This is a genomic window from Mesorhizobium sp. B2-7-3 (genome assembly GCF_006440715.1).
GTDB lineage: Bacteria > Pseudomonadota > Alphaproteobacteria > Rhizobiales > Rhizobiaceae > Mesorhizobium > Mesorhizobium australicum.
Map to the genome: position 1 here is coordinate 12,990 of NZ_VFTY01000008.1, position 13,725 is coordinate 26,714.

General features: G+C 62.6%; 9 protein-coding genes. 4 read left to right on the plus strand and 5 right to left on the minus strand.

Features of this window, described 5'->3' with window-relative positions; translation table 11 throughout:
• Positions 1-738 precede the first annotated feature (738 nt).
• The 3 genes from FJW04_RS18700 (at position 739) to FJW04_RS18715 (ending at position 5,964) form a co-directional block, all read left to right on the plus strand.
• Entirely contained in the window at positions 739-3,210 is a 2,472-nt protein-coding gene (locus tag FJW04_RS18700; RefSeq protein ID WP_246673898.1) for a caspase family protein, read from the plus strand.
• 410 nt (positions 3,211-3,620) lie between these two features.
• Positions 3,621-4,718: an OmpA family protein gene (locus FJW04_RS18710; RefSeq protein ID WP_140715953.1), complete on the plus strand. Its 1,098-nt coding sequence runs from the start codon at positions 3,621-3,623 to the stop codon at positions 4,716-4,718.
• Between the two features lie 67 nt (positions 4,719-4,785).
• Positions 4,786-5,964, plus strand: coding sequence for a caspase domain-containing protein (locus FJW04_RS18715; protein ID WP_181173000.1), 1,179 nt, complete (start codon positions 4,786-4,788; stop codon positions 5,962-5,964).
• Positions 5,965-6,025: 61 nt separating this feature from the next.
• Here FJW04_RS18715 and FJW04_RS18720 read toward each other — a convergent pair whose 3' ends face one another.
• A complete protein-coding gene (locus tag FJW04_RS18720) occupies positions 6,026-6,562 on the minus strand; it encodes a hypothetical protein (RefSeq protein ID WP_224644303.1) in 537 nt (178 codons plus the stop codon).
• Positions 6,563-6,738: 176 nt separating this feature from the next.
• On the opposite strand from FJW04_RS18720, the gene FJW04_RS18725 reads away from it, so the two are divergent.
• Complete coding sequence (locus FJW04_RS18725) at positions 6,739-7,278, plus strand: OmpA family protein (RefSeq protein ID WP_224644304.1); 540 nt, start codon at positions 6,739-6,741, stop codon at positions 7,276-7,278.
• Positions 7,279-7,302: 24 nt separating this feature from the next.
• On the opposite strand, the gene FJW04_RS18730 is transcribed toward FJW04_RS18725, so the two are convergent.
• Genes FJW04_RS18730 through FJW04_RS18745 form a run of 4 tightly spaced genes read right to left on the minus strand, consistent with a single transcriptional unit; the run spans position 7,303 to position 13,705 of the window.
• A complete protein-coding gene (locus tag FJW04_RS18730) occupies positions 7,303-9,744 on the minus strand; it encodes a M23 family metallopeptidase (RefSeq protein WP_140716178.1) in 2,442 nt (813 codons plus the stop codon).
• Entirely contained in the window at positions 9,741-10,235 is a 495-nt protein-coding gene (locus FJW04_RS18735) for a DUF1036 domain-containing protein (RefSeq protein WP_181171465.1), read from the minus strand. Before FJW04_RS18735 ends, FJW04_RS18730 begins: the two co-directional genes overlap by 4 nt.
• 12 nt (positions 10,236-10,247) lie before the next feature.
• Complete coding sequence (locus tag FJW04_RS18740) at positions 10,248-12,929, minus strand: serine/threonine-protein kinase (protein ID WP_140620096.1); 2,682 nt, start codon at positions 12,927-12,929, stop codon at positions 10,248-10,250.
• Positions 12,926-13,705, minus strand: coding sequence for a PP2C family serine/threonine-protein phosphatase (locus FJW04_RS18745; RefSeq protein ID WP_140715958.1), 780 nt, complete (start codon positions 13,703-13,705; stop codon positions 12,926-12,928). Before FJW04_RS18745 ends, FJW04_RS18740 begins: the two co-directional genes overlap by 4 nt.
• Positions 13,706-13,725 lie beyond the last annotated feature (20 nt).

Consider the following 13,725-nt stretch of genomic DNA (forward strand, 5'->3'; position numbering starts at 1 on the left):
GTCGTCTTGGCCGCCGATCCTGCGGCTATAAGTGAACTTACGACCTTACGACGACCTCTTTGCGTCGTCCTTACGGACACGCTGACCTCAGGAGGCGGCTGATCTCGTGAAACATCCCGGAGGCTCCAGCCCGCCTGTGCCATCCAGGCCACCGAATCAGCACCGGCTGCGATGCGCAGCGGTGCAGAGGGATCGTCGGCGGGCCGCCAGATCGCTTGGGCGATTTCAGATGATCGGGTCGTCGGACCCGAGCTGTCGCGGATGCTCGCCACGGTGTGCTTGATCATCGGCGGAAAGTCAGGATTGTCGCGGCCGCGCAGGTGCGGAACGGACACACGAAGCACCAGAAGCCTGGAGGGCACCGGACGCCAAACAACGGGCCGAGTCGAGACAATGTCACTCAGGCCCGCCCATTGTCGACATAGCCAACTGGGCGACAGCAACTAACTCTGCAGGGTCCGATCACGCCCTCGTTCGCATTCTCCCGGCTTATTGCGGTACCCACGCCACTGGGTTATTTTAGGAGTTGTGGGAACAGCACCTGCCATCCATCGCGGGTGCGACCTTGCCGTTTTGGGCAGATTGTGAAGTCTTTAACAGACCAGGTAGTCGCAAGCTGTGTCTTGTGCCCTCCAGGTCATGAGCAGTTAAGGATGCGCCATGCTGCGATGTTTTGCGTTCATTGCGGCCCTGATGCTCGCGAGCTTCACGGCATTCCAAGCTTGTGCCGATCGTAGGGTGGCCCTTGTCATCGGCAATTCCGAGTACCGCGAGATTCCGGCCCTCAAGAACCCGGACAAGGATGCCGAGGACGTGTCGAACACCTTTCGGCTGGCCGGGTTCGATGTGTTCGTCGCCAAGGATCTCACCAAGATCGAATTCGAAAAGCAGTTCCGCAACTACCTCGCAGCGGCGGACGGTGCCGACCTGGCGATCGTGTATTATTCCGGCCACGGCTTTCAGATCGGCGGAGAAAATTTCCTAATCCCGGTCGATGCATCGCTCAAGAACGCGGCCGACATTGAGGTCCAGGCCGTCAAGCTCGACGATGTGCTGCAGCAGTTGCGGACGAAATCGAAGATCCAGGTGATCATCCTCGACGCCTGCCGCAACAATCCGTTTCCGCGCAAGGACTATTGGTTGCGAGACCAGCTGATCGTTGCTGGCAACACCGGCCTTGCGCAGGTGAAAAGCTCGCTGAACACGCTTATAGCCTTCGCCACCGAGCCCGGCGCCGTCGCTTATGACGGAAATGGTGACCTCAGCCCCTTCTCCTCCGCCTTCTCCCGTCGCGCGCTGGCGCCGAACCAGGAGATACGCTCGGTCATGGCGGCCGTTCGCAGGGATGTGGTCGAGGCTACGGCCGGTAAGCAGGTGCCTTGGGAAAACTCATCGCTGATCGACGAGGTCGTCCTCATGCGTCGCGCCAACCGGCCTGCACTGCCGCCGGTCTTGGAAAAGGTCGTACCGTCCGGCGTCGGGCCTGTCGCGCTCGAATTGCCGGAGCCCGTCGACGTCGATGGCGGTGCGGTCACCGTCAGCATCGACAGGCAGCCGTCGCTGGGGCATCTGATTCTGGACGGCAAGCCGGTTGCGGCGGGGGAGCCGATTGCCGGCAAGGATCTCCCGCGATTGCGAATGGACGTGCCCAAAGGTGTGGGTGCCCAGGAACAAGTCGACATGCTGGCCTATTCAACGCGCGACAATTGGGGTGGCGAATCCCAGGGCATCCTGGTGTTCCGGGTCAAGAATGGTGAGGGTGCCGAGGGCAAGCAACTTATAGCCTCGCTGGAGTCCGAGCAGAAGCAGCAAGCGGTGGAACGCGGCATTCACATTGCCGGCGCCGCCGAAGCGATCGAGAATCGTGAAGTCCATGTTCCAGTTGGCGTCGGCCCGGTTCCGTTGCAAATGGATTTCCCAACCGCGGATCCGGCGGTCAGCCTGAAACTTGCGGGCTATCCGGCAACGGGAACGCTGTCGCTGCCGGATCGGACCTTGTCGCCGGATTCGAGCCTGATGGCCGATGAAGTCGATCACTTACGCTACGAACCCCAGATCGGCGCCGTCCAGCCACTGATCGTCGGCTTCGAGATCAGGGCCGACAACACGTCTTCGAAGCCGGCGACGATGAAGCTCTCGCCAAGCGTCGACCCCTGCGACAGGGAGGCCGGTGAGCCACTTGACCTGCAGGGCGTCGTCCCCGGTTTGTTGCCGAATGAGATCAGCAGCAACGCCGTGGACGTCTGCCGGGCGGCGGTGAAAGCCTATCCCGATGTTGCTCGATTCCACTACCAGCTCGGCCGGGCATTGCTTGCGGTTGGTAAGGTCGATGAAGCCAAGAAGGTGATCCAGGATGCTGCCGACAAGGGGCATGTGCGCGCAGTGTTCGAGCTGGGCTACCTCAACGCGACGGGAACGGGAATGCCCGTCAATCGCAAGCAGGCCAATGACTTCTATGCTGAAGCGTCCGACAAGGGCGATCCCTATGGGATGACCTCGTGGGGTCGCGCCTTGTTCAACGGATACGGCATCGAACGTGACACCGCCAAAGGGTTGGATCTGCTGCTCAAGGCGGCGGCGATGGGGCACACTTATGCCATGAACGATCTCGCCGCCATCTTCACCGAAGGCCGTAATGGTGTGCCTGCCGATGCAGCTCGCGCCGTGGCTTTCCTCAAGGCTGGCGTCGAGCGGCAGGACATGTACTCGATGAACCTGCTCGGCCGCAATTATCTCGCTGGCACGGGGGTCGAGAAAGACCCCAAGACAGCGCTCTCGCTTTTTCAGAAATCGATGGATCTCGGCCAGCCCTACGCTCCCGGCAGCCTTGCGCGCATGTACAGGGACGGTGTCGGCGTGCAGCAGGATCTTGCAGAAGCGCAAAGATTGTTCGAGCTGGCGACGGAGCGCGGCGATCAGTCGGCTGCGTATGATCGCGCAGCTCTGGAGATGCAAAGGGGCGAAAAAGCGGACCAGGTCATGGCGGTGCGCTATCTTGCCTTCGCGGCCGCGCTCGATCTTCGCAATGAGATTCCCGATGCCAGGAATACGCTGGCGAAGTTTGGCGCCAAGGCTAAGTCGGCAGCCTTAAAGCGGATGCGTGGGGACCTGAAGTCGAAGCTTTCGGCCAACGGTTCGTTGGACGATCAACTGATCAAGACGGCCAGAGCGGTCTGGGATCAAGCCAACCCGCGCCGGGACTTGTTCTGAAAACATGGAGGCAACAGGTGGGCTGGTCATTGAAGCAGGTAATCGTCGCAACGGTTCTGTCCCTTACGGTAGTAGGGTGCACCACCGTTGCACCCCCGGTCGAGCCGACGACGACGAAACATCGTGCGAAGTCGGTTCGCACGATGACCGCGCCAAAGGTGGTGAAGCACAAAAATGTGACCGCCAAGAAACTGCCCACACCGGTCAAGAAGGAAACCGCGCCTGTCATTGCGCCCTTGGGCGGCGGTAGCGGCGGGGGTGGCGGTGGCTGGGGATAGCGCCACCAGAGCGCACCACAAAGTGAGGGCAATCGTAGGTTTCGCAAGCGCTGGAACTTCTCGCCAAGCAGGGACAAGTGCTCTATGGTTGCCCTGTGCCGTTAGCGAGATCGGTGCCTGCGGGGGCGTTCCATGTTCGAAGTCGTTGCACTCTGGCGGGCGCGAGCAAAAGCGCAGCGTCCTGGCCTTATCGTCCTGGCAATACTTGGATTTATGTTCCTCGGACCGGAATCGGCGAGTGCCGCGCCGAACTGGACGCTCGATCCGGACGCTTCGGTGCTTACCTATCAGTCGGTCAAGAAGAACACGATCGTCGAAACCAACAAGATCAGGAATATCGCCGGCACGCTGACTTCCGCCGGTGATGCCAAGGTCAGCTTCGATCTCAATTCCGTCGACACCGGCGTCGACCTCCGCAATGTGCGCATGCGCTTCCTGTTCTTCGAAACGTTCAAGTATCCGACGGCCGAGCTGACGGCAAAGGTGGACCCGGCGGCCTTTGCCGACTTGCCAGCCAAGCGCCGCATCAAGGCAAGCTTGCCCTTCCGGCTCAGCCTGCATGGCGTCGACAAGGATCTGGAGGCGAGCGTCGTCGTCACCATGATCAGTGATACTCAGGTCTCGGTTGCTTCCGAGGCTCCCGTTGCGGTGCACGTGGAGGACTTCGGCCTGCTGCCGAACGTTGACAAGCTGCAGCAGGCCGCCAATGTGACGAACATAGTGCCCACTGCGTCAGTGTCCTTCGACTTCGTCTTTGTTGCCGAGGGCAGCAAGCCGGGTGCTGTGCAGACAGTCGCGGCCAACGCCGCCGAAGTCGGTCCCGTGGCCACCGACGCCGCGAAAGCCAATTTCAGCGACGAGGAGTGCCTCAACCGGTTTGCCGTTTTGTCGCGCACCGGAGCCATCTACTTCCGTGCAGCCAGCGCCCGACTCGATGCCAAGAGCCGTCCATTGCTCGCCGAGGTCGAGGGTGTCGTCGGCAAATGCCCGACCCTGAATGTTGAGGTCGCCGGCTATACGGACTCGGACGGTTCGCCAGAGGCGAACAAGGCGCTCTCCGAAAGGCGCGCCAGGGCGGTTGCCGATGCGCTGGTCGCCGATGGCGTGCAGCGCCGCCAGATCAGTGCCACCGGCTATGGCGAGGAGCGGCCGGTTGCCGCCAACGATACGGCAAAGAACAAGGCGCTCAATCGGCGCATCGAATTCTCCGCCACGAAGCTCGCGAACTGAGGTCAGGGTGGGCTCCCGTCCCTTGGCGTTTTGCGCAGGCTTGTTTCGCGGCACTGGCCTTGCCGCGATGGTCTTGCTTTTCACCTTGACCGCCGCCACTGCCGAGCGTCGTGTCGCGCTGGTGCTGGGCAACTCGCAATATCAGCACGCCGCGCCGCTCGCCAATCCCGCGCGCGACGCGCAGGCCATGGTCGAGCGCCTGCAGAACCTTGGTTTCGAGGTCGTCTCCGGTTTCGACCTCACCAAGCAGCAGACGCAGGCGACGGTCGCCCAGTTCGCCAAGCAGGTGCGCGGCGCCGATGTCGCCCTGTTCTTCTATGCCGGACATGGCTTGCAGGTCTCCGGCAAGAACTACCTGCTTCCGGTGGATGCCGCACTCGAGGACGAAACCTCGCTCGACTTTGAGGCCGTGTCGGTCGATTTTATTTTGCGTCAGATGTCTCGCGAGACCAGCATCAGGCTGGTATTTCTGGACGCTTGCCGGGACAATCCTTTGGTCGATGTGCTGGCCAAGACCGCGGGCATCAAAGGTGCAAGCAGCGGGCTTGCGGAAATTGGGATTGAGAACGGCGGTGCCGGAACGCTCATTGCGTTCGCTGCCAGTCCCAACCAGCTCGCCTATGATGGGTCCGGCGCCCACTCGCCCTTCACGACGGCGTTGCTTCAGCACATTGGCGAATCCAATGTCTCCATTACCGAAGCGATGAACAGGGTAACCAGCGACGTCTTCAGGGCGACAGGCGGTAAGCAGCGCCCCTGGACCAATGTCTCCCTGACCACCGAGGTTGTCCTGCACAAGGTCGATCTCAACGCGCCGCTGATCGTGGGTGAAGCGAGCACCTCGCCTGATGAAGCCAGCTCCGGGACGCGCAACACCGGCGGCTCGTCAGCCCAGACTGACGACCAGCTTGCGCTCGATGTTCTTCGAGCGAAGATCCCGAAGCTTGCCACTGACGGGCCAATCTTTTTCGATCGCCCGGTCACGTTCGGGGATCCGGTGATCGACGGCAAGAGCATCGCCCAATTGATCAAGGGCGAACCGCGTTTCAGTCCGGTCGAAGGTCTCGACAAGTCGGTGTGGGAAGGCAAGCACTGCGACAGCTGCCATGAGTGGAACGAGGCCCGGCTTTGCGAGCAGGCGAAGAATTTCGCTGCCAACGACGTCTCGGTCCTTCGCCTGCAGCATCCGCTGGGTACCCGATTCAAGGTCGCGCTGGCCAGATGGGCGCAAGGCGGCTGCCAGTAGTAGTGCTGGGCTGGTGCCAGCGACGAGGGAGGGCAAGCAGGGGAGGCGAACGGCGAACCCGTTACGCCTCAAGCTGAGCCATCTCGATGCCCATTTCGACAAAGGCGGAAAGCAAGGTAAATCGGTCCGCCAGCGCCGCGCGGGCCAGTCCCGCCAGGATTGCGGCATTGACGGCATGGGCGGCGGGGAATCCGCTGGACTCCATTTTGAGCGTCGGGTGACGCCATACCGCTGCCAGTGCGATCCAGGCGGCCGGGGTTGCCGGCGGCAGCTGCAAGGAATTGCTCAAGGCTGCTTGATGTTGAACATTGTCAGGCTCGCCGACGCGGGCATGGACAAGCGCTAGCAATTCGAGGTCCTGCCCAGCGAGCAGCTCGGCGACATTGCTCAAGCATTCATGTCCCCACCAGACGGCGGCTCGCTCGGGTAGCAGGTAGGCACAGAACGTGACTGCTTCTTCCGGCACGCGCCCGGCAAGCAGGCTGCGGCAAAAATCTAGGGGCGGCTGACCCGTCGCCAGCGATTTCATGTCCCTGGCGATGGCGGGACAAGCAATGAACAGATCCCGTGCCGTTCTGTACCCGAGTTCATTAGCCATGGCTGCCACATCCCCACGAGCCAGCAGAGAAGCACTCAAGCCTGTGGGCGAGCGCCGGTCAAGCGTCAGACCTCAACAGGTGGTCGCCACGAGCAGCATGCGTTTGGTCACAGACAATCGCTTCCCAATTTGCTATGGTAGGCGCCAGCAAATCCACTCACACTGGAGTGACGGTCATGCGATGGGTCAGTTCAGCCTTGGCATTAGCGGCCATGCTTCTTGCAACGCACGTCTGTGCCGATCCGCTTCAAAATTCGGAAGACATCGTGAAGTTCTTCGCCAATCAGCCCGGCAATCTCGGTGCCTCGCGCGGCATCTGCGTCGGTACGGAGGAAGAGTGCAAGAGCAAGGCGGAGAAGACCGGTTCAGCCCCACAAAAAGCTGGTCTCGACATGATGATCAATTTCGCCCTTGATTCGGCTCAACTCGACCAGATCGCGCGCACCGAACTCGATGAGTTCGCAAAGGCGCTCAAGGACAATCGGTTGAGCACGTTCAGCTTTGTCGTCGAGGGGCATACCGATGCGACGGGCTCGGATCGGTACAACCAGGACCTTTCGCAGCGAAGGGCGCAATCGGTGGCGGCATTCTTGACAGCCAACGGGGTAGAACCTGCCAGACTGGAAGCAATCGGCGTTGGCAAATCGCATCCGCGGGTCGCTAACCCTTACGATCCGGTCAACCGCCGCGTGGAGATGCGTGTCAGGACCGAGTAGGCTCGCCGACCGGCCGATCCTTAATTAGCCCGGCTCAAGCACACCTTGGATCGAATTGAGCAGCGCTGTTATCGCCTGCTTGTATTTTTCGAACTCCGGTGACGTCTGCCGAACTTCGGTGGTCGTCGCCGGCTGGCCCGCATCCGTCACCACGCGCGGCACTTTTTGACCCATCTTCCGCTCGGCCCAGTCGATGACATAGCCAGCGGTCTTGCCGATGAGGAAGGGATTGGCCTCGATCACCGCTGAACCCAAAACGGCGCTCAATTGCGACGTGCCGGACGCGGCCAGCACCTGGTGCGCTCCTTCCATGCCAAGGAAGTGGCACAGGTAAAGGCGACCCGCCGTTATCTGGTGGCCGCGGGCGCGCAGATAGGCTTCGCCTTCGCGCGCCAGATTGCGCACCATTTCACGCGACAACGTCACGTCATAGCGAAGCGCGAGCAGGTCGGCGGTCGAGAGCGAACGGGCTAGATCGGGACGATAGGTGTTCATCATCCGTATCCAGGTCTTGGTGATGAACTGGCCAGCCCCGGTTGCCGACGAGTTGGGATTCTTGGCGCGGGCGCTGCCGCCGCTTTCAACATGTACGATCCGGTCGGCTAGCGTTTCGACCGCGGCATCGCCAGAGCCTGCGGATCGGCCAGAGCTGGGGGACTCAGCGCTGGCAACCGTGGTAACCGTCCCGAGCGGATCGATCGCCTCGCCGTTTTGATAAAGTTCGAAATGCAGATGCGGTCCGGTCGAGAGCCCGGTCGTGCCAATATAGCCGATGACGTCGCCTGCCTTCACTTTGGTGCCGACGCCGCTGGCAATGGCGAATTTCTGCATATGGGCGTAGCGCGTCTCGCGCCCGTTTGAATGGGTGATCTTGACCAGATTGCCATAGCTGCCGCCGTCGCCTTGGAAGCTGATCTCGCCGTCGTAGGCGGCCATGATGGGCGTGCCCACGGGGGCTGCCCAGTCGACGCCTTTGTGGATTCGAACCGTTCCGAGGATTGGATGCCTACGCGGGCCGAAGGTCGACGTCATCACCCCGCTCACTGGCGTGATCATGCCGTTGGTGACGGTCTGCGAACGAACCTGATCATCGCCGGTGACGCAGGCATACTGCCCGTCGGCTTGCTGGTAGACGAAGCAGTCGAGGTTTTTGTCCTTACCCAGGACGCCGACGTAAAGCACCCGTCCGGAAATCTCGCCTTGGCCGCGCGGGGTCTGCGAGTAGATCAGCACCAGGCGTTGGTCCTCACCGGCGAAGGCGTCCAGATCCTGTCCTCTCGACAGATACATGATCGCTTCGCCGATCACGCTGGTCGGCACCTTGTTGCGCGCCGCCGTCGAGTAGATTGCGTCGAGCAGACGGTACTGCCGCTTCGGCCCACCCTGATCCGAACCACCGGAATAGTTGAAGAGGTCCTCGCGCACCCAGGGATCGACGCCTGCAACAAAGGCGCCCCCGACATTGCGGGTCAGTGTGCCGACGTAAAGGTTCCTTGCGTAGACGGAGACCTGCATCAGCGACATGGTCGTCGTCTCACGGTTCGGCCGGAAACCGCGCAGGGCCACCACAAAACCAGGCTCCAGCCGATCGCGGTTGAACACCGCTTTCAGCGCCTCGCCCGCAAGCCTGGCATCGTCCGCGGAGAAATGCGCGTCGAGCGCGACGCTGTCCAGACTGCGCTCGTTGAGAACTTTCACGAAAGTGTCCTCTGTTGCCTCGTAGCGCTGATAATCGCTGATGACGGTCGCGACCGTGGTGTTGTCCTCAATGGCGGTCTTCTCAAAGGCGGGCAGCGCTTTCTCGCCTTGGTCAATGGTCTCGCCCCAGCCGGCCTCGGGGTCGTCCGCGTCAGCTTTGAGCGCCGAACCCGGGGACATCTCCCCCCCTTCAGGCGCCGCCTGCAGGTCGTTCGCCAGATCATCGCGTTGATCCTCGGACGCGACGGCAGGTTCGGGCGCGGTCGGCTCGTGGCCCTCGGGTGCCGCGGCGGAGGGCTTCGGCGCAGCCTGCCGCTGCGCCTGGAAGAAGGCAAAGTCCTCCTGCGTGGAGGGGATCGTCGTCATGAACTTCTCGCTGGCGCTCAACATCACGTCGGACAGGATCTCGATCTGCGGCGAAGCCCCGGAACTGTCGAGTTCGGCCGGGCGCGCAATCGTGCGGCCCTTCGTGGCGGTCTCGTCATCGGGTGCCAGCGTGATCCACATCGGGTCACCGGCAAGATCGATGATGGCCGGCACATAGACCGAGGCGTCGGGGGGTATGTCATCCAAACCTTCGACGGGATGCAGCTCTTCATTCTCGTCGCCGAACGACCAGTCATCCCGGGTGAGATAAAACCCGGTGGCAATCGCAATGACGATGAGCGCGGCAAGGCCAGCAAGAAAGCGGTGCCAAAGTTTGCGTCTGCGCTCACTCTGGCGCGCCAGCTTCTTTTGTTTGAAGCTCGTGTCGATACGGTGCGTCACGGGCCGTTTCCGGTCAGGAAATAGGTCCAACGCACCTGCTCGAGCGTATCGACTTCGACGAAACGGGCCGCGATATGACCGCGCTGCCAGCACTCGTCGATGCCACGGATAGAGAAGCGGTGTCGATCAACACACATTTCGGTCGATCCGCTGAGGATCGCATGGCCGAACACGTCGGTCGCGTAGAGGTATACGTACCGGTTGGTCAGTTCCTCGCGGATGACGTTCACGCATTGGTTGGCGCCAATGGTCCACCAGCCATCGGTCTGGTCGGCATCGTCGATCTTTTGTCCGACGGCGAGATTGACGACGTCGAGGGTCTGGTTGCAGACGGTGAATTCCGCATGCGCGCTGTCGGTCGAGACGGCAAGGAGCAGTGCTGCGCCCAACAGCGCGGAAAACGCGACGCGGTTGGCCAGCAAGCGTCCAGACCAGCTACGCTTTATGCGTGCGGAAGGCGGGCAAAATAAATGCAGGGCGCGAAGGTCCATCGGCGTTCATATCTATCCGCCGAGCCTGAAATACTTCGCGGCGGCGGAGAATTGCGAGCCGTCGGCCTCGATCTCCTCGAGGATCTTTGGCAAAAGGTCGGAGGCTGGTGTCGGCCTGGAGAAGCTCGCGGCCCGAATGTCGTGCGGTCCGGTGATCACCAGCATGATCTGCGGCAGGGCTTTGCCGGCCGCCTTGTCGGCGGCGCCCAAACCAATCGGAATGCTGAAAGTCGCCTTGTCAGCCTGCGCCACCATGCGGTCATCAAGGTTGAAGGCGATGCCTCTGTGGTCGATCAGCATAACGTTGGAAACGAGCCCGCCATGGGTTGCCAGCGTGCCCCTGATCGGCGCGCCGTCCGGCACCGCCGTCCGGTCGAGAACCAGTTGCGGCCTTTCCACCTGGTTGCGGTCGAGCAAGCGCAGGAACCTGGTCACTTCACACTGGGGCTGGTCGATGACACGGACGCTGATATCGGGCTCGAGATGGAACCTCGACTGAAAGTCATTGAGCATCTGCTCGAAGGGCTGCACGGCGGTTGCGAAGCCTTCGATTGCGGCGGCGCTGGCGCTTTGGGATGTCAGCGACGCGTAGAAACAGTCGCCGCCACTGAAGTCGCGCACCCACAACGCACGTTGCGCCGTCTCGTCGACTGCCGCCGCTGGCGGCACCGCCGGCTTGGGCATGTTGATGGCGACGTCGGTGTGTTCGGGCTGCGTGGTCAACGGCGGCCGCGGTTGCTGGGACGGTTGCGGCGTGTTCGCCGCTGCGGTCGGCGCGGCTGGCAGCGGCTTGCTGGCGATCGCAGTCGGCGGCACCGGCTGAGCCGGCGGGCTGACCGGCAGAGCCGGCACTGGGCTTTGCGCAATCGTCGGCGATGAAGCCTCCGGCTTGGCCATTTTGGAAAGCTTATCGACCAGCTCGGTTGCGCTTGGTTTCGTCGCCGGCGGGTTTGCTTCCCGCGCCGGCTTGCCCTCTGCCTGCGTCTGACTTGCCGCCGACGTCCCCGGCGGCTCGCCGACTGGCTGCGGCGGGTTCGCCTTCGCCTCGGGCTTAGCCACCGACACCGCGTTTGACCGGGTCGCGGCCGGCGTCTCGGCAGGCTTGATCTCGACCGGCGGAGTAGCCGTTGCTTCGGGTTGAGCCATGGATGGTGCGGTCTCGCCGATGGGCGGCACCATAGGCGCCTGCCTGTCGGCGATCACCGGCTGGCCCGTCGGCTCCTGGCCGGCGACCTGCTGTGATTTTGTTGCCGATGGCAGCTCGGGGCGCGGGGTCGGCACCGGCATTTCGGGGGGCTTGGCCTGCTGCGGTCTCTGCTTGCCTGCTGCGTCCGCCTGGTCCGCGGCCGGTATTGTGGTCTTCACCTGAGCATCCGGCAGCGCAGGTGGCATTGCCGTTTGTTCGGTGGCAGCGTTGTCTTGTTTTGACGGCTCCGGCTGCAGCGGTGATGATGGCGCCGGCTGCGATGCTTCCGGTTGCGGCGTCTGCACCACCGGTTTTGATGTCAGGGGCTTGAGGGTCCCTTCGGCCGGCGGCCGCGCCAGGATGCCACTGACATAAAGGCCGCCTCCCAACAGGACCGCCAGCGTTACCAGGCCGGCAGCGATGGCTGGCATCCGCCCCGACTTTCGCGGCTCAGCCGGAACGGTCGTGCCGGGCGTCGACGCCGACGCTGCTTGCGACAGATGCGCCGGCCGCACATGCTCGACAAAGCGTTGTTCGCCCGGAGATGCCGAAGGCTCGAGCCTGGAGGTGGGCAGTGCCGTCCAGCCGGCGCGCGGCAAGCCGGAGCGTTCGCGCGAACCATACGATACGGGCGGCAATGTCAGCTCGACATCCTCGCCACGCGTTGCCCTGGCGATCTCGGCCATGCTGGCGGGCCGATCGCGCGGGTCGGGCTGCAGCATGGCGCCGAGGAGATCGTGGAACTCGGGATCGATGTCAGACAGGTCTGGGACGTTCCGGCGTTTTTCGATGACCTCGTACTGCGAGCCGCTCATGTCGAGTGGCTTTCCGCGCAGTGCGGCGGCGAGTACCAAGCCGAGACTATAGATATCGGACTGCTCACTGACCTCGCCGCCATAGAGGCCGAGCTGTTCGGGCGATACGTAATTGTATTTGCCGGCGAACTTCCCACCGATCAGCGTTTCACCGCCTGCGGTCGCCGAGCGAGCGATACCGAAATCAATGATCTTGGCGTGCTCCACCCGCCCGCCAGGCAGGATGATGTTGTCCGGCGAAAGGTCGCGGTGAATCGCGCCCGCCTGATGCACAGCCGCCAGCCCCGAGGTCAAGCGATGGCAAAGGCGCCGCACGTCTTCCCCCTGCATCGCTCCGTGACGCATCACATCAAAAAGTGATTGGCCGTCCACGAACTCCATTGCCAGGTAGGGGCGGCCGATCTTCGGATCGATGGTGAAGACGTGATAGCGAACCACCGCGTCATGCGACAGATGGTTGAGGATCGATGCTTCCTTGCGGAACAGCGACAGGATCGTCTGGTCACGGGCGAATTCGGGCAGGACGATCTTAATCGCCACGTGATCGCCGGTTTGGATGTTGTGGCCGCGATAGACTTCTCCCATGCCGCCGGACGCGATCCTCTCGTCGAGTTCGTAGATGCCGCTGAGCTGCGTGCCGGCGCCGGCATAGGTGACGTTGGTCGATATCCGCGTTTTATCGTCGTCGCTCATCTCGCGAGGCTCTCCGGTCCGGACCGATCCGGATGGGGCGCACGGTTGCGCCCGCCGCCGATCTTCACGAGTACGATGGTCACATTGTCCGTGCCGCCCCGCGCCAGCACCGTCTCCAGCAGGCTCCGGCACGCCGCCTGCGGCGTTGCCGATCTGACTGCGGCTTCGATCTCGGCGTCGCTGACATGAGCCGTCAGTCCGTCGGTGCTCAGGACGAAGACATCCCCCGCCATCAGCTCGCCCTGCTGGAAATCGACCTCGAGCTCGTCGCTCACCCCGACTGCATGGGTGATGACGTGGCGGCGCGGCCAGGTAAGCGCCTCTTGCGCGCTGATCATGCCGCGATCCACCAGTTCCTGAACCTCGGTGTGATCCTTCGAGACCTGAAAGATTGTCCCGTCACGGATCAGGTAGATGCGGCTGTCGCCGGCCCATAGGCCCGCGAACCGTCCATCCATGGCAAGCAAGGCGGCGAAGGTCGAGCCGATGGTGATGCCGCGGGATCGCGAGATCTCGCGGATCTCGGAGTTGGCGCGGCTCAGCCGGTCCTCGAAGCGCGCACGAAGGTCGGGTGCCGAGCTCGCTATGCCGATCGTTGCCAGATGGTCGACGATGCTGGCCGACGCGACCTCGCCGGCTTCGTGCCCGCCCATGCCATCCGCCACCACCCAGAGACCGGTCTGCGGCTCTATCAGATAGTTGTCCTCGTTGTGGTCGCGCACGCAGCCTCTATGGGTCACGCCGAAGCTTTCGATGGAAAGGGCGACAGTGCTCAATTTGCCACCTAGCGCTTCGC